Raw genomic sequence first — 16,507 nt, forward strand, 5'->3', positions numbered from 1 at the left:
GGCGCTACGTAGGCGCGCATGGTGTGAGAAGCACCGCATTGTTCCGTAGCGGCGCAGGGCGCCGGCGGTCAGTAACCCAGTACCGCCGGCAGTTCCGTCAGCGAACGGATGACGCGAACCCCGGCCTCCCGCGCCGTCTCCAGATCGGGGCCAGACGCGGCACCCTCCCGGTCGAGCCACACGCCCAGCAGCCCCGCCTCGGCGGCACCGATCGCGTCGGTTCGCAGCCGGTCGCCCACGTATGCCGCCTGCGCCGAAGCCACGCCGAATAGCCCGCAGGCGTGGTTGAAGATGCGCGGATCTGGCTTCGCGTAGCCGACCTCGCCCGACGCCACCACCTGCTCGAGGCGCGACCGCAACCCGACGGACTCGATCTTGCGCAGCTGAAAGTCGAGCTCACCGTTCGTGATCACGCCGAACCGGGCACCGGCCAGCGCGTCCAGGCAGGGCAGGGCGTCATCGTGCAGCTGCCAGGCGCGCTGGTACTCATCGAAGTAAGCGTCGAACCAGGCATCCGCCTCAGAGTCGTCGAGCACCACACCGAAATGCTCCACGAAACCGCGGGCACGGGCACGCCGCTGCTCGGCGAAGGTCAGTTCCCCGGCGAGGTAGCGGTGATAGTGCTCCTCCTCCAGGGCATGCCAGCGCACCGCCTCGGCCCGGTCGTCGGCGGCGAGGAACGCGCCGCCGAGCACGCGCCGGTGGGCGCCGATCCCGGTAATCACCGAGTCGCGGTGCGCGAACAGGGTGTCATCCAGATCGAACAACACAACCGGGATACTCATACCGGCCAGTCTTCCACCGCGGCGGGCGGCTGCGCCTGTAGTTCGGCGGTCAGCACGCCGTGCCACGCTTCGCGATGCCGACCGTCGCGGTCGGCGAGGTCGGCCGGACCGGTCCCGACGTACCGGAAGCCCACCTTGCGAGCCACCGCAGCGGATGCCGCGTTTCTGAGGTAGCACTCCCACTTCAGTGTCTCGACGCCTCCGTCGCGGAACGCCCACGCCGACACCAGGCGCACCGCCTCGGTCATGTATCCGCGGCCGCGGTGCGGTGCGCCGATCCAGAAACCCAGGTTGGCGACGCCGGGCGCCTCCCGCCGCAGCCCGATGACGCCGATCAGCGGCGCTCCGGTACCGCTGCGCACCGCCCAGGTGTACTCGGTGCCCGACGCCCAGCCGTCGGGCACGAACGACTCGATGAACCCGGCCGCGTCGGCTGGCTGGTACGGCCACGGGGTCGCCAGGAACCGTTCGAACAGCGGGTCCTGGCAGTACTCGACAATGCGCGCCGCATCAGAGGCGGCGGGCGGGTCGAGCCGCAGCCGCTCCGAGGTCAGCGCGAACGGGGTCATGCGCGCGAGAGGAACCCGACCCGGTCGTACACGTCGGCCAGGGTCTGCTGGGCGATCTCGTTGGCGCGGGCGGCGTTCCCGGCGAGCACGCGGTCCAGCTCCGCCGGGTCGGCGAGCAATTCGAGGGCGCGCTCCCGGATCGGGCCGAACGTGGCCACCACGGCGTCCGCGACATCCTTCTTCAGGTCGCCGTAGCCGCGGCCCACGTACTGCTCCTCCAGCGCGGGGATGGTGACATCCGTGAACGCCGACAGGATCGACAGCAGGCTGGACACGCCCGGCTTCGCGCCCCGGTCGAAGCGGATCTCCCGCTCCGAGTCGGTGGCCGCCGACTTGATCTTCTTCGCGGTCTTCGATGGCTCGTCGAGCAGCCAGATGATGCCGGCCTCGGATGCCGCGGACTTCGACATCTTCGATTCCGGGTTCTGCAGGTCGTAGATGCGCGCGTTCGAGGCCATGATCACCGGTTCCGGCACGGTGAAGGTGTCGCCGAAGCGCGAGTTGAAGCGGGTGGCCAGGTCGCGGGTGAGCTCCACGTGCTGCTTCTGGTCATCGCCCACCGGCACCACCGCTGCGTTGTACAGCAGGATGTCGGCCGCCATCAGCGTCGGGTACGCGAACAACCCGAGGGTGGTGGCATCCGCGCCGAACCGGGAGGACTTGTCTTTGAACTGGGTCATCCGGCTGGCCTCACCGAAGCCGGTGATGGTGTTCAGCACCCACGCCAGCTGCGCGTGCGCCGGCACGTGCGACTGCACGTACAGGGTCGACTTGGCCGGGTCGATGCCGGCGGCGATGTACTGCGCGGCGGTGCGCCGGGTCTGCTCGCGCAGCTGCGCGGGATCCTGCGGCACGGTGATCGCGTGCATGTCAACGACGCAGAACAGCGCCTCGTAGTCATCCTGCATCTGCTTCCACTGCAGCAGCGCACCGATGTAGTTGCCCGCGTGGAGGCTGTCGGCGGACGGTTGCATGCCAGAGAAGAGACGCGCTTGATTCATAGTGTGATTCTCTCAGGTGATCGGATGTCGCGGAGACGGCGGGCGCCGCTCGCGCGGGCTACACGGCGTAGTCGACGACGACCGCGCTGTGATCCGACCAGCGCTGGTCGTATGCGGCAGCGCGGTCTACCGCGTAGCTCGTCACGGTCGCCGCGAGCGCCGGGGTGGCCACCTGGTAGTCGAGGCGCCAGCCCGTGTCGGTGTCGAACGCCTTGCCGCGCTGGCTCCACCAGGTGTACGGACCGTCCACCTCGCCCGCCCAGGTGCGACCCACGTCGACCCAGCCGAGGCCCGGGCCGGCCGACCCGTCGACTCCCTCGACCGGCACGCCGGCCGGGCCGAAGAAACGGTCGAAGTATGCGCGCTCCTCGGGCAGGAAGCCGGACTTCTTGCGGTTGCCCCGCCAATTGCGGATGTCGAGCTCACGGTGACCCACGTTCAGGTCGCCGAGGACCACCGCCAGCTCGGAGTGCTTCTCCAGCTCGGGCAGCCGCGCGGTCATCGCGTCGAGGAACTTGTACTTCTCCACCTGCTTCGGGGTCTCGACCTCACCGGAATGCACGTAGGTGCTGACCACGGTGACGATCCGGTCGCCCACCTCGTAGTCGGCCTCCAGCCAGCGGCCGGCGGAGTCGAAGTCGGGGTGGCCGAGCTCGACCCGGTGGATTGAGGCGCCGCGGCGGTGCCGGCCACCGAGGCGGCTGGCGATCGCCACCCCGGCGCGGCCCTTCGCGGTGGCCGGGTCGTGCAAGATGTCCCAGTCGGAGCCCAGCAGGTTCTCCAGGTCTTCGGTGGAGGCGCGCACCTCCTGGATGGCGAGGATGTCGATGTCTCGGCCGTCGAGCCAGTCGCCCATGCCCTTGCGGTAGGCCGCTCGGATCCCGTTGGCGTTGATTGTGGCGATACGAAGAGCAGGCTGAGGCATGCCGACAAGTTTAGGCAGAGCCACCGTCACGCTTGCGCCGCCGGTCGGGCGATCTCACAGCCCAGCGCAGCCAGCGCGGCACCAGTTCGCGCGCCTCGGTCTGGACACGCTCGCGTTCCGCGCGCCGCCGTTCCTCCTCGGCCGCGGCCAGTCTCGGGTCGGGGGCGAGGCCGCGATCGGCCATGCCGACGGCGATCCATGCTGCCCCGATCAGGATCACGTGGCAGACCAGGTTGAACCAGATGAGCAGACCGATGACCACGGCGAACGAGGCGAGCAGGGGGTTCCTGGTCGCGCCCCCGAGCAGCGCGGTGCCGAGCACCTTGAGCAGGCCGAGTCCCGCTGCGGCCAGCATCGACCCGGCGACCAGCCTGGGCAGCGGAATCCGCAGACCCGAGAGCACGCGGTACAGGGTGGCGAGCACGACCGTGTCGAGTACGAACATCAGGGTTAGACCCACGGACCGGGTGGTCGCCACCGCGACCGGGGAGTCGGTGAGCCCCAGTAGCCCGAACATTCCCTCGAGGGCGGAGGTGCTCACGACGGACAGTGCCGCAGACACGAGCACCGCCAGCCCGTACGCGACGGTGAGCCCGAAGTCCTTCAGCTTGAGCAGCAGATACGGCGTGGTGGGGAGTGGAACCTCGAAAATTGCCCGCACCGACGTGCGCGCGTAGGCCAGCCAGGCGAGCGCGGTGATCAGCAGGCTGACGAGCGCGACGATGCCGGTCCAGCCGAGCGTTTGGGCTTCAAGCAACTGATCCGGGTCAATGATGCCGCCGGCTCCGGTGTCGATCAGTCCCGGAACCGAGGTGTTGAGAAACGTGAACAGGGCGTCGCTGAGTGCCGGATGGCCGGCGAGGAACAGGCCGGCGACCGAGAACCCCACCCAGATGCCGGCGAACACGGCAAACAACGCTTGATAAGACATTCCGGCCGCGAGCAGTGAGCCGCGCCGGTCGAGATAGCGCTGAACGACGCGCACCGGGCGCGAGGTGCGGCCGGTGGCAACGGTCTCCGTGACCCGGGCGCGAAGGCCACTCCGCGTGCCATCCGCCATCTGGCCAGACTATCGAGGCCGAGACTAGTCTGACCACAGGGCCCTCCCCGAGGGGCCCTCGGCAAGCATGCGACGGCAAGGAGCAACCATGGACCTGCACGAGCTGCACGGTGTCGGAGTCGGACGCGCAGTGGCCGTAGGGACCGTGCTCCGGATGCCTGACCCGATTCCCGAACCGCCGGTAGCAGAGCACAACGGAGACGCGGCCGAGGAAAACGATGCGGTGACCGCCGCGCTGGCCGCCGTCGCGGCAGACCTGACCGCGCGCGGCGTCAAGGCCGGCGGCCCGGCGCAAGAGGTGTTGGATGCTGCCGCGCAAATGGCGCAGGACCCCATGCTCACCGAAGACATCAGCACCCGCATCAATGACGGGTCGACGGGGGAGCGCGCCGTGTTCGACGCGTTCCACACCTTTCAGAAGATGCTGACCGACCTGGGTGGTTACATGGCAGAGCGCGCCACCGATCTGGGGGATGTCGCGCAGCGCACCATCGCGCACCTGCGCGGCGTGCCCGCGCCCGGTGTGCCCGAAAGCGACGTGCCGTTCGTGCTGGTCGCCGCCGACCTGGCCCCCGCCGACACTGCGCTGCTCGACCTCAACAAAGTGCTCGCCTTGGTCACCCGCGACGGTGGTCCGACCAGTCACACCGCGATCCTCGCCAGGGCCAAGTCGATCCCGGCAATCGTGGGCGTTGCCGGCGCGCTCGATCTCGCCGATGGCACCATGGTGATCGTCGATGCCAGCACCGGTGCGGTCATCGTCGATCCGAGCAGCGACCAGATCGCCGACGCGCAGCACCGGATCGAGGAGCGGGCCGCCGCGATCAGCGCCCCGATCACGAACGGCGCGCTCGCCGACGGCACCTCGGTTCCCTTGCTGGTCAACCTCGGCAACCCCGACGAGGCGCCCGGCGCCGTGGAGCTGGGGGCGGAGGGCGTCGGCCTGTTCCGCACCGAGTTCCTGTTCCTCGGCGCGCAGACAGCGCCGAGCGTCGAGAGCCAGCAGGCGAGCTACACCACGCTGCTGCAGGCCTTCCCCGGCAAGAAAGTGGTGGTTCGAGCGCTCGACGCCGGAGCTGACAAGCCGCTCGCGTTCCTCACCGACGCGCACGAGGAGAACCCGGCGCTCGGCCTGCGCGGGCTGCGGGTGCTGCGCGTGAAGGAACAGATCCTGCGCGACCAGCTCACCGCGCTCAAGGGGGCACAGGATGCCACCGACGCCGACCTGTGGGTGATGGCCCCCATGGTCTCCGACGCCGAGGAGACCGAGTACTTCGTGCGGCTGGGCCGTGAGCTGGGGCTGAACACCGTCGGTGTGATGGCCGAGGTGCCGAGCCTCGCAGTGCTCGCCGACCAGGTGCTCGCCGTGGCCGACTTCGTCAGCATCGGCACCAACGACCTCACCCAGTACACGCTCGCGGCCGACCGGATGCTCGGCAGCGTGGCGAGCTATCAGGATCCGTGGCATCCGTCTGTGCTGCGGCTGATCAAGATGCTCGGGGATGCCGGCAACGCTGCGAACAAGCCCGTCGGTGTCTGCGGTGAGGCCGCCGCCGACCCGCAGCTTGCGGTGGTGCTGGTGGGTCTGGGAGTGACCACGCTGTCGATGACACCGGCCGCGCTCGCCGACGTGCGCGCGGAACTGGCGACCGTCACCCTCGAGCAGGCCACCGCCCGGGCAGCCGCCGCGCTGGGGGCCAGCACGGCAGCCGGAGCGCGCACCGCCGCGGCATCCGGTTAACCCGCCCTGCCCTGTCGCGCATGAAAATAGGGCCGGATCCCCGAGGGGATCCGGCCCTATTTCTGTGAACGAGGGGCTTACGCCTTGTTCTTCAGCATGGCCTGCTTGACCTCGGCGATGGCCTGGGTCACCTGGATGCCGCGCGGGCACGCCTCGGTGCAGTTGAACGTGGTGCGGCAGCGCCACACGCCCTCTTTGTCGTCGAGGATGTCGAGGCGAACCTTGGCCTCTTCATCGCGCGAGTCGAAGATGAAGCGGTGCGCGTTCACGATCGCCGCCGGGCCAAAGTACTGGCCGTCGGTCCAGAACACCGGGCAGCTCGAGGTGCACGCCGCGCACAGGATGCACTTGGTGGTGTCATCGAACGCGGCGCGCTGCGCCACCGACTGGATGCGCTCCTTCTCGGGCTTCGAGGAAGCCTGCAGGAACGGCTGGATCGCGCGGTAGGACTCGAAGAACGGCTCCATGTCGACGATCAGGTCCTTCTCCAGCGGCAGGCCCTTGATCGCCTCGACGTAGATCGGCTGCGAGATGTCGAGGTCCTTGATCAGCGTCTTGCAGGCGAGCCGGTTGCGGCCGTTGATGCGCATGGCGTCGGAGCCGCAGATGCCGTGCGCACAGGAGCGGCGGAACGACAGCGAGCCGTCGATGTCCCACTTGATCTTGTGCAGGGCGTCGAGGATGCGGTCGGTGGGGTACATCTCCACGTCGTAGTCGACCCAGCGCGGCTCGGTGTCATTCTCCGGATCGAACCGGCGGATGATCAGGGTGACCGTGAAGGACTGGATCGCCTCCACGGGTGCCTCTGCTGCTACTTCGCTCACGACTAGTACTTCCTTTCCATGGGCTGGTAGCGGGTGATCACCACGGGCTTCCAGTCAAGACGAATGTGGTCACCGGCATCCGCCGACCGTCGGTCGCCGGTCAGGTAGGCCATGGTGTGCTTCATGTAATTCTCGTCGTCACGGTTGGGGTAGTCATCCCGCATGTGACCGCCGCGCGATTCCAGCCGGTTGCGCGCCGAGAACACGACGACCTCGGCAAGGTCGAGCAGGAAGCCGAGTTCGACGGCCTCGAGCAGGTCGGTGTTGAACCGCTGGCCCTTGTCCTGCACCGACACGTGCTGGTAACGCTCGCGCAGGTTGTGGATGACATCGGTGACCTCGGCCAGCGACTCGTCGGTGCGGAACACCTGAGCATTGCGGTCCATCGAGTCCTGCAGTTCCTTGCGCAGCACGGCGACGCGCTCGGTTCCGGTGGAGTCGCGCATCCGCTGCAGCCACTCTCGCACGTCGCGCGAGGGGTCTTCGGGCAGTTCCACCCAGTCGGCGGTGCGCACGTACTCGACGGCGTTGTTGCCGGCGCGCTTGCCGAACACGTTGATGTCGAGCAGCGAGTTGGTGCCGAGGCGGTTGGAGCCGTGCACCGAGACGCAGGCGCATTCACCGGCGGCGTAGAGACCGGGCACCACGGTGGTGTTGTCGCTGAGCACCTCTGCGTTGACGTTGGTCGGGATGCCGCCCATCGCGTAGTGCGCGGTCGGCATCACGGGAACCGGCTCGGTCACCGGGTCGACACCCAGGTAGGTGCGAGCGAACTCGGTGATGTCCGGAAGCTTCGTCTCGAGCACCTCGGCGCCCAGGTGGGTGCAGTCGAGGTAGACGTAGTCCTTGTTGGGGCCGGCGCCGCGTCCCTCCGCGACCTCCTGCACCATGCAGCGCGCGACGATGTCACGGGGAGCGAGGTCCTTGATGGTCGGCGCGTACCGCTCCATGAACCGCTCGCCGCTGGCGTTACGCAGGATCGCGCCCTCACCGCGGGCGCCCTCGGTGAGCAGGATGCCGAGACCGGCGAGGCCGGTCGGGTGGAACTGGAAGAACTCCATGTCCTCCAGCGGGAGGCCCTTGCGCCAGATGATGCCGACTCCGTCACCGGTCAAGGTGTGCGCGTTCGAGGTGGTCTTGAAGATCTTTCCGAAGCCGCCGGTCGCGAAGATCACGGCCTTGGCCTGGAAGACGTGGATCGTTCCGGTGGACAGCTCGTAGGCGACCACGCCGGCGGGCTTGTCGTCGTTCATCACCAGGTCGAGCACGTAGTACTCGTTGAAGAAGTTGATGCCGTGCTTGACGCAGTTCTGGTACAGGGTCTGCAGGATCATGTGACCCGTGCGGTCGGCGGCGTAGCAGGCCCGGCGCACCGGGGTCTTGCCATGATCGGCGGTGTGCCCGCCGAAGCGGCGCTGGTCGATCTTGCCGTCCGGCGTGCGGTTGAACGGCAGGCCCATGTTCTCCAGGTCGAGAACGGCGTCGATGGCTTCCTTCGCCAGGATCTCCGCGGCATCCTGGTCAACCAGGTAGTCGCCGCCCTTGACGGTGTCGAAGGTGTGCCATTCCCAGCTGTCTTCCTCGACGTTGGCGAGCGCCGCAGCCATGCCGCCCTGCGCCGCACCAGTGTGCGAGCGGGTGGGGTACAGCTTCGAGATCACTGCGGTCTTTGCCTGAGGCCCTGCCTCGATGGCGGCGCGCATGCCGGCACCGCCGGCGCCCACGATGACGATGTCGAATTGGTGGTAGTGAACCCCGTCGACGATCGATCCGTCTTCGAATTCAGGCATTAAAGATCTCCACAGAAGCTAGGCAGCAGGTCGGCCGGCTGGCCAGCCGGGCAGGGGTCGAAGGTGTAAATGACGAGGGTGCCGAGGATGATCAGCACGATGGCCGACGCGGCGACAGCCCAGACGAGGATGCGGCGCACCGTCTCGTTGCGCGTGTAGTCGTTGATGATGGTGCGCATGCCGTTGGCGCCGTGAATGAGCGCGAGCCACAGCAGCAGCGTGTCCCACACCTTCCAGAACGGGTCGGAGAGCTTGCCGCCGACGAAGGCGAAGTCGATGGCCTTGACGCCGTCGCCGACCATCAGGTTGACGAACAGGTGGCCGAAGATCAGCACGACCAGCACCACGCCGGAGACGCGCATGTAGAGCCAGCCCCACTTTTCCCAGTTCACGCCCTTACGGCGTGCCGGGCGAGCGGAACGGGGAGTTTCGATTGCGGTTGACATGTCGGCCCTCCCTTAGTGGCTGAAGACGTTGATCAGGTGGCGCGGCGTGAAGCTCAGCATCGTGATCACCCAGAGGGCGATGACGACCCAGAACATGACGCGGTGGTACTTAGTGCCACCCGCCCAGAAATCGATCAGGATGATGCGCAGGCCGTTGAAGGCGTGGAACACGATCGCGCCAACCAGGCCAACCTCGCCGAGACCCATGAGCGGGGTCTGGTAGGTGCCGATGACGGCGTTGTACGCCTCTGGGCTCACCCGCACGAGCGCCGTGTCGAGCACGTGCACCAGCAGGAAGAAGAAGATCGCCACACCGGTGATGCGGTGCAGGACCCAGGACCACATGCCTTCGCGGCCGCGGTAGAGAGTACCGGCTGGGCGTCGCGGAGGCGAGATCTTAGGTACGGAGCGCCCGGGCGATGCCGCCAGGGCTTCGGCCGATTCTGGCACGAGGGAACCCTCCTTGTCGTGGCCGCGATGCAGTGCGACCAGCCTTCGTTCGATCATCGAACGCTGACTAGTCTATTGTCGCCGTCCGACCCGTGCTGCTTAGGTCGCCCTAACTAGCTCGACGTCAAGATACTTGCTCGACCCGTGGGCAAACCAGGTGGGTGGCGGCGGTGGTACCGGTGAGCGCCGTACTTTCTGTCGAGCGCCGCCGCCATATCAGCGGCGTTCGGAGGTTTCTGCGGCGCTCGCGTCCGCAGCGCAGGCATTCCGACGTGGGCGCGGCGTTACCGGCCGAGCGAGCCCGCCGCGGCGCCAGCGCTCGGCCGAAAACGGCGCGCTCGCGCCTGAGGGCAGGCCCACCCTCGGGCGCAGGCACCCCCTTGGTGGGCGGGCCCGCGCTCAGGAAACGCGCACGGCCTTGCGCGCGACGACGGACTCGTAATGGCCGACCAGTTCGCCGCAGACGGACGCCCACGTCTTGCCCAGCACGCCACGGCGACCGGCCTCGCCCATCCGGGCACGCATGGCCTCATCCTGAACCAGGGTCTCCACCTGGCTGCGCAGCATCCGGTCGTCGTCCGGGTCGAACAGGAAGCCGGTCCAGCCGGAGTCAACCAGGTCGATCGGGCCACCGGCGCGCGGCGCGATCACCGGGATGCCGCTGGCGTGGGCCTCCTGGATGGTCTGGCCGAAGGTCTCCTCGGTGCCGGTGTGCACGAACAGGTCGAAGCTCGCGTATGCGGCAGCGAGCTGGCGGCCGCCGAGCGGTCCGAGGTAGCTGACCGGCATTCCGGCGAGGGCGCGTCGCACCGACGGCATCGACGGGCCGTCTCCGACGAGCGCCAGGCGCACCCCGGGTAGGCCGCGCAGCGTGCGCAGCCGTTCGATCTGCTTCTCTGGGGCGAACCGGCCGACGTAGCCGATCACGACCTCGCCGTGCGGGGCGAGCTGGTCGCGCAACTGGATGGTGTCGGCGTCGAGCCGGTTGTTCGGGTGGTAGGTGGCGACATCCACCCCGCGTCCCCAGCGGGAGAGTCGGGGAACGCCGGCGCGCTCGAGGTCGGCCATCGACGACGTCGAGGGGGCGAGGGTCAGGTCGGCGCCGTCGTGGATCCAGCGCACCACTCGCCAGGCGAACTTGGTGGCGGCGGCCAGTTTGTTGCGGCGGGCGTAGCCGGCGACATCCGTCTGGAAAATTGCCACAGACGGGATGCCGAGACGCCGACCCGCGGCGATCGCCTGCGCACCCAGCAGGAACGGTGATGCGGCGTGGATGACGTCTGGGGCGAAGTCGGCGATCAGTCGTTGCACGTGCACGCTCGGCAGTCCCACCGGGAACTGGCGGTAGGCGATCGCCGGGACCTCGTGCACGGGGAAGCCGGCGTACGAGGCGGGGGCGCCCGCTGCGGGGACGATCACGATCGCCTCGTGCCCTTCGGCCTGCAGGTGATCGAGCACCTTGCGCACACTCGTGGTCACGCCATTGAGGGTGGGGAGAAAACTTTCGCTGACGACGACCACGCGCATTGCGTTCCTCGATCCACTCGGCTTCGCCACTCACGATTCCGAGCCAGGGTGACAGCCGGGTGAACCCCACTTGAACGGCCGTGGTGCAGTGGGCGACGGTTCTCACCCGCAATCGCCGGAGCACGGGCGGGCGTGCAGGATCAACTGGATAGGCTGGAGCCCATGACCGACGCGCCCGGACTCGACCGTTTCTACAGTGTTATCCCCGCCGGCGGCATCGGCTCCCGGCTGTGGCCGCTGTCACGGGCCGACGCCCCCAAGTTCCTGCACGACCTCACCGGGTCGGGGCAGAGCCTGGTGCGCGACACCTGGGACCGTCTCGGCCCGCTGTCGGGGGAGCAGCGCATCATGGTGGTCACCGGGCGCGCCCACCGCGCCGCCGTGGAGAAGCAGATTCCGGCCCTCGCCGACCAGAACGTCGTGCTCGAGAGCGAACCGCGCGACTCCAGCGCCGCGATCGGGCTCGCCGCCGCGATCCTGGAGAAACGGGAACCGGGTGTGATCATCGGCTCGTTCGCCGCTGACCACGTGATCCGCGACACCCGCGGGTTCCGTCGCGCGGCGATCGAGGCCATCGCCGCGGCCGATGCCGGGTACATCGCCACGATCGGCATCACCCCGACCGAACCGGCGATCGGATTCGGCTACATCCACTGCGGCGCCCCGCTTCAGATCGACGGCGCGGCATCCGCGGTCGAGGTCGACTCGTTCGTCGAGAAGCCCGATCTGGAGACCGCCCAGGAGTACGTCGCGAGCGGCGACTACCTATGGAACGGCGGCATGTTCATCAGCCGGGCGAGCGTGCTGCTCGAACAGCTGGGCAGGTCAGAGCCGGAGCTGCTGGCCGGCCTGCTCGAGCTCGCCGAGGCCTGGGACACCCCGCGCCGCGGTGCCGTGGTCGACAAGGTCTGGCCGGGGCTGAAGAAGATCGCCATCGACTACACGGTTGCCGAGCCCGCCGCAGCCGAGGGCAAGCTCGCGGTCATCCCCGGCGATTTCGACTGGGATGACGTGGGCGACTTCGCCTCGCTCGCCAAGCTGCACTCCGGCGGTCGCAAGTCGGATCTCGCGATCCTCGGCGAGAACGCCCGCGTGCTCGCCGACGCATCCAGCGGCGTCGTCGTCAGCCAGACCGGCCGGCTCATCTCGCTGATCGGCGTCAACGACATCGTCGTGGTCGACACCCCGGATGCGCTGCTGGTGACCACCAGCGCGAACGCACAGCGGGTGAAGGCCGTGGTCGACGCGCTCAAGCTGTCCGGTCGCAACGACGTGCTCTGAGCGATTTGCTCTGCGTGTCCGTGACCCAATCGCAACGTCCGTAAGCGGTTGCCCGGTTGCCGTCAGCACTGTGGGGACGGTTGACTAACGCCCAAAACCCTCATCAGTCGCCCCGGGAGTTCGCATCACCATGACCATTCGCAGCAGTGCACGCCCCGTCATCCTCTTCGCCGCGTCGGCCCTCCTCCTAGCCGGCTGCGCCGCCGCCCCCGACGAGGGCACCGGAACCGACGACACCGCCAACACGGACTACTGCGCCCGGATGGTGACGAACTCGGGTGGTCTCGAAGACCGGTCGTTCAACCAGTCCAGCTGGGAAGGCCTCGAACGCGCCGCGGACGAGTACGGCATCGAAGTCGACGCCATCGTGTCGCAGACCGAGACCGACCTGGCCCCCAATGTGCAGCAGGCGGTCGAGACCGGCTGCCAGTTCGTGCTCACGGTCGGCTTCGAATTGACGGATGCCACGTCCGAGGCTGCCGGGCAGAACCCCGACATCCACTTCGCAATCGTCGACGAGTTCGTCGATGGCGAGAACATCAAGCCCATCGTCTTCGACACTGCGCAGGCGGCGTTCCTGGCCGGTTACCTTGCGGCCGGCGTCAGCCAGACCGGTATCGTCGGCACGTTCGGCGGCGGCAACCAGCCTCCGGTGACGCTGTTCATGGACGGCTACGTCGACGGCGTGGCCCACTACAACGACGTGCACGGCACCGCCGTGGCCGTGATCGGCTGGGACAAGGCAACGCAGAACGGCGCGTTCACCGGCGACTTCGAGAACACCAGCCTGGGCAAGACCACGACCGAGGGCATGCTCGACCAGGGAGCAGACGTGATCCTGCCGGTGGCCGGACAGGTCGGCGAAGGCGCCGCCGCGGCGATCCTGGAGCGCGGCAATGCCTCGCTGATCTGGGTCGACAACGACGGCTACGAGACGCTGCCCGAAGATTTCCGACCGATCGTGCTCACCAGCATCCTGAAGAACACGCAGGACGCGGTGGTCGAGATCGTGGGCAAGGACATCGAGGGCGACTTCAGCAACGAACCCTTCATTGGCACGCTCGAGAACGGCGGCGTCGATATCGCCCCGTTCCACGATCGGGCCCCGCTGGTCTCCGCTGAGCTGGCCGCCGAGATCGACCAACTGCGCGCCGACATCATCGACGGCACCATCACGGTCACCTCGCCGGCCACTCCAAAATAGGCGGCGGACCAGCCGAAATGTTCTGCGAATGTTTCGGCTAAGTCGCGGAATTGTAACTGTTCTCCCCTCGCGGCCCTCGTTTGCCGTCATCCCGTGCAACATTCGATAAGTTGAAGCCATCAATCCCGGCGATGGCCGGGCTTTCCTTGGAGGACACCTTGAGAATCACAACGCGCAAGTCCGCCCTCAGCGGCCTCGCACTGCTCGGCACGAGCGCACTCGTGCTCTCCGGCTGTGCAGCAGCACCCGAAGACAGCGGAGACGGCGACGGCGCCGCGTCGAACGACTTCCTGCCCTGCATGGTTTCCGACGCGGGTGGATTCGACGACAAGTCGTTTAACCAGCTCGGTTTCGAAGGCCTGCAGGCCGCGGCGGACGGCCTGGGCGTCGAGTACAAAGAAGTCGAGTCGGCAGCCGAGACCGACTACGCCTCGAACCTCACCAACCTCGTGGCCGAAGGCTGCAACCTGATCGTCACCGTCGGCTTCGCGCTGGCTGAAGCCGCAGCCGAGTCTGCTGAGGCCAACTCGGAGGTCGAGTACGTCTCGATCGACGACGCGGTCGACCTCGACTTCGATGGCACCACCGACTTCGAGAACATCAAGCCGCTGGTCTACGACACCGCGCAGGCCGCGTTCCTCGCCGGCTACCTCGCCGCTGGCGTCTCGAAGACCGGCGCCGTCGGCACCTTCGGTGGCATGCAGTTCCCGACCGTCACCATCTTCATGGACGGTTTCGCGCAGGGCGTCGCCCACTACAACGAGGTCAAGGGCACCGACGTCAAGGTCTTCGGGTGGGACAGCGCCGCCGAGACCGGCACCTTCACCGGTGGCTTCGCGGCCGGCACCGAGGCGTTGAACGCCGCGAACTCGCTGATCGGCCAGAACATCGACGTGCTGCTGCCCGTCGGCGGCCCGATCTACCAGAGCGCCGCTGCCGCCATCCGCGACTCCGGCCGTGAGATCGCCATGATCGGCGTCGACGCCGACCAGTACGTGTCCGCCCCCGAGATCGGCGACCTGCTGCTGACCTCGATCCGCAAGGGCATGGATGTCTCGGTCGAGGAAGCCGTCACCATGGCGGGCGAAGGCAACTTCGACAACTCGCCGTACGTCGGCACCCTGGAGAACGAGGGCGTCAGCATCGCCGACTACCACGACTGGGCAGACCGCGTGCCGGCCGAGCTCGATGCCGAGGTGCAGGCGCTGAAGGAGGCCATCATCTCCGGCGAGATCAAGGTCACTTCCTACCTGGCCGAGTAATCCAGCTTCACCACTAGCGGGGAGGTCAGCACTGCTGGCCTCCCCGTTCTAATACCCGCCTCAACGACCCACCGACCCCTAGAATCAGGAACCATGAAGCTCGAACTTCGCGGCATCACGAAACGATTCGGTGCCTTGGTCGCTAACGACCACATTGACCTCACTGTTGAGGCGGGTGAGATCCATGCTCTGCTCGGTGAGAACGGTGCAGGCAAGTCCACCCTCATGAACGTGCTGTACGGCCTGTATCGAGCCGATGAAGGCGAGATCCTCCTGGGTGATGAGGTGCAGCACTTCGCCGGGCCGGGCGATGCCATGAACGCCGGCATCGGCATGGTTCATCAGCACTTCATGCTGATCCCCGTGTTCACGGTTGCCGAGAACGTCATGCTCGGCAACGAATCGGTCAAGACCGGCGGCATCCTCGATCTGGACGGAGCCCGCGCGAAGGTGCGCGAAATCTCCGCACGATTCGGCTTCGATCTCGACCCGGATGCCCTCGTCGAGGATCTTCCGGTCGGTGTGCAGCAGCGAGTGGAGATCATCAAGGCGCTCTCCCGGGACGCGAAACTGTTGGTCTTCGACGAGCCGACCGCCGTGCTTACCCCGCAGGAAACCGACGAGCTCATCGCGATCATGCGTCAGCTCAAGGCGAGCGGCACCTCGATCGTCTTCATCACGCACAAGCTGCGCGAGGTACGCGAGGTCGCCGACCGCATCACCGTGATCCGACTCGGCAAGGTCGTCGGCGAGGCATCCCCGACGGCGACGAACGCCGAGCTCGCCTCGCTCATGGTCGGCCGCCCGGTCGAGCTGATGATCGAGAAGAACCCGCCGGTCGTCCGCGACAAGGGTGTCGTCGTCGATGGGCTCACCGTGGTCAACCCGCTCGGGCAACTCGTGGTGAACAACGTCAGCTTCGAGGTGCGCGGCGGCGAGGTGCTCGTCGTCGCCGGTGTGCAAGGCAACGGGCAGACCGAGCTCACCGAGGCGCTCGTCGGACTGCAACAGCACGTCACCGGCAGCATCATGCTCAACGGGTCGGAGCTGGTCGGACACGGCGTGCGCCGCATCCTCGACTCTGGCGTCGGATTCGTCCCCGAGGACCGCACCGAGGATGGCCTCGTGGCGGAGTTCACCATCGCCGAGAACCTGATGCTCGACCGCAGCAACGGGGTTCCGTTCGTCAAGGGCGGCAACCTGCAGCTGAAGCTCCGCGACGACTTCGCCAGGGAGAAGGTCGAGGAATTCGACATCCGGACCCAAAGCATCCTCACCCACGCCGGCAGACTCTCCGGCGGCAACCAGCAGAAGGTTGTGCTCGCCCGCGAGCTCAGCCGGGAGCTGGAATTGTTCATCGCGGCGCAGCCGACCCGCGGCCTCGACGTTGGATCGATCGAGTTCGTGCACACCCGCATCATCGAGGCCCGCGACGCCGGCGTCCCCGTCATCGTGGTGTCCACCGAGCTCGACGAGGTCGAGGCACTCGCCGACCGGATCGCGGTGATGTACCGCGGTGCGATCGTCGGCATCGTCCCGGCCGGTACCCCGCGCGACGTGCTCGGGCTCATGATGGCCGGCGAAACTACTACTGGTACGGGAGAAGCAGCATGAGCGACGACCGCGACCCGATGACCACTCC

At 67.5% G+C, this 16,507-nt stretch carries 15 protein-coding genes; 5 read left to right on the forward strand and 10 right to left on the reverse strand.

The window, feature by feature from the left end:
* Positions 1 to 68 precede the first annotated feature (68 nt).
* Genes HCT51_RS01930 through HCT51_RS01950 form a run of 5 tightly spaced genes read right to left on the reverse strand, consistent with a single transcriptional unit; the run spans position 69 to position 4,340 of the window.
* Positions 69 to 785: an HAD family hydrolase gene (locus HCT51_RS01930; protein ID WP_166879621.1), complete on the reverse strand. Its 717-nt coding sequence runs from the start codon at positions 783 to 785 to the stop codon at positions 69 to 71.
* The gene (locus HCT51_RS01935; RefSeq protein ID WP_166879617.1) at positions 782 to 1,354 is read right to left on the reverse strand and encodes a GNAT family N-acetyltransferase; all 573 of its coding nucleotides are present in this window, start codon (positions 1,352 to 1,354) and stop codon (positions 782 to 784) included. Before HCT51_RS01935 ends, HCT51_RS01930 begins: the two co-directional genes overlap by 4 nt.
* The gene (gene trpS / locus HCT51_RS01940; protein WP_166879613.1) at positions 1,351 to 2,355 is read right to left on the reverse strand and encodes a tryptophan--tRNA ligase; all 1,005 of its coding nucleotides are present in this window, start codon (positions 2,353 to 2,355) and stop codon (positions 1,351 to 1,353) included. Before trpS ends, HCT51_RS01935 begins: the two co-directional genes overlap by 4 nt.
* A gap of 58 nt (positions 2,356 to 2,413) precedes the next feature.
* Entirely contained in the window at positions 2,414 to 3,280 is an 867-nt protein-coding gene (locus tag HCT51_RS01945) for an exodeoxyribonuclease III (RefSeq protein WP_166879608.1), read from the reverse strand.
* A 10-nt stretch (positions 3,281 to 3,290) separates the two neighbouring features.
* On the reverse strand, positions 3,291 to 4,340 hold the full coding sequence (locus HCT51_RS01950) for a YihY/virulence factor BrkB family protein (RefSeq protein WP_166879605.1): 1,050 nt from the start codon (positions 4,338 to 4,340) through the stop codon (positions 3,291 to 3,293).
* Between the two features lie 88 nt (positions 4,341 to 4,428).
* On the opposite strand from HCT51_RS01950, the gene ptsP reads away from it, so the two are divergent.
* Positions 4,429 to 6,081 carry a phosphoenolpyruvate--protein phosphotransferase gene (ptsP, locus tag HCT51_RS01955; RefSeq protein WP_191413706.1) on the forward strand — a complete coding sequence of 551 codons (1,653 nt, stop codon included), beginning with the start codon at positions 4,429 to 4,431 and terminating at the stop codon, positions 6,079 to 6,081.
* A gap of 77 nt (positions 6,082 to 6,158) precedes the next feature.
* Here the strand turns inward: ptsP and HCT51_RS01960 are convergent, their stop codons facing one another.
* The 5 genes from HCT51_RS01960 to HCT51_RS01980 form a co-directional block, all read right to left on the reverse strand.
* The gene (locus HCT51_RS01960) at positions 6,159 to 6,905 is read right to left on the reverse strand and encodes a succinate dehydrogenase iron-sulfur subunit (RefSeq protein WP_166879601.1); all 747 of its coding nucleotides are present in this window, start codon (positions 6,903 to 6,905) and stop codon (positions 6,159 to 6,161) included.
* A 2-nt stretch (positions 6,906 to 6,907) separates the two neighbouring features.
* A complete protein-coding gene (gene sdhA, locus HCT51_RS01965; protein WP_166879598.1) occupies positions 6,908 to 8,695 on the reverse strand; it encodes a succinate dehydrogenase flavoprotein subunit in 1,788 nt (595 codons plus the stop codon).
* Positions 8,695 to 9,141: a succinate dehydrogenase, hydrophobic membrane anchor protein gene (sdhD, locus tag HCT51_RS01970; protein ID WP_166879594.1), complete on the reverse strand. Its 447-nt coding sequence runs from the start codon at positions 9,139 to 9,141 to the stop codon at positions 8,695 to 8,697. Before sdhD ends, sdhA begins: the two co-directional genes overlap by 1 nt.
* 12 nt (positions 9,142 to 9,153) lie before the next feature.
* Positions 9,154 to 9,591 carry a succinate dehydrogenase, cytochrome b556 subunit gene (gene sdhC, locus HCT51_RS01975; RefSeq protein WP_224760748.1) on the reverse strand — a complete coding sequence of 146 codons (438 nt, stop codon included), beginning with the start codon at positions 9,589 to 9,591 and terminating at the stop codon, positions 9,154 to 9,156.
* A 399-nt stretch (positions 9,592 to 9,990) separates the two neighbouring features.
* Entirely contained in the window at positions 9,991 to 11,118 is a 1,128-nt protein-coding gene (locus HCT51_RS01980; protein WP_166879587.1) for a glycosyltransferase family 4 protein, read from the reverse strand.
* 162 nt (positions 11,119 to 11,280) lie between these two features.
* Between HCT51_RS01980 and HCT51_RS01985 the strand changes: the two genes are divergently transcribed.
* The 4 genes from HCT51_RS01985 to HCT51_RS02000 all read left to right on the forward strand — a co-directional run bounded on the left by HCT51_RS01985 (position 11,281) and on the right by HCT51_RS02000 (position 16,479).
* Entirely contained in the window at positions 11,281 to 12,399 is a 1,119-nt protein-coding gene (locus tag HCT51_RS01985) for a mannose-1-phosphate guanylyltransferase (RefSeq protein WP_166879583.1), read from the forward strand.
* A gap of 130 nt (positions 12,400 to 12,529) precedes the next feature.
* The gene (locus HCT51_RS01990) at positions 12,530 to 13,603 is read left to right on the forward strand and encodes a BMP family lipoprotein (RefSeq protein ID WP_166879580.1); all 1,074 of its coding nucleotides are present in this window, start codon (positions 12,530 to 12,532) and stop codon (positions 13,601 to 13,603) included.
* Positions 13,604 to 13,761: 158 nt separating this feature from the next.
* Entirely contained in the window at positions 13,762 to 14,865 is a 1,104-nt protein-coding gene (locus HCT51_RS01995; RefSeq protein WP_224760616.1) for a BMP family lipoprotein, read from the forward strand.
* A 93-nt stretch (positions 14,866 to 14,958) separates the two neighbouring features.
* On the forward strand, positions 14,959 to 16,479 hold the full coding sequence (locus tag HCT51_RS02000) for an ABC transporter ATP-binding protein (RefSeq protein ID WP_166879572.1): 1,521 nt from the start codon (positions 14,959 to 14,961) through the stop codon (positions 16,477 to 16,479).
* Positions 16,480 to 16,507: the final 28 nt, after the last annotated feature.

The sequence above is a fragment of the Salinibacterium sp. ZJ450 genome (assembly GCF_011751885.2).
GTDB lineage: Bacteria > Actinomycetota > Actinomycetes > Actinomycetales > Microbacteriaceae > Ruicaihuangia.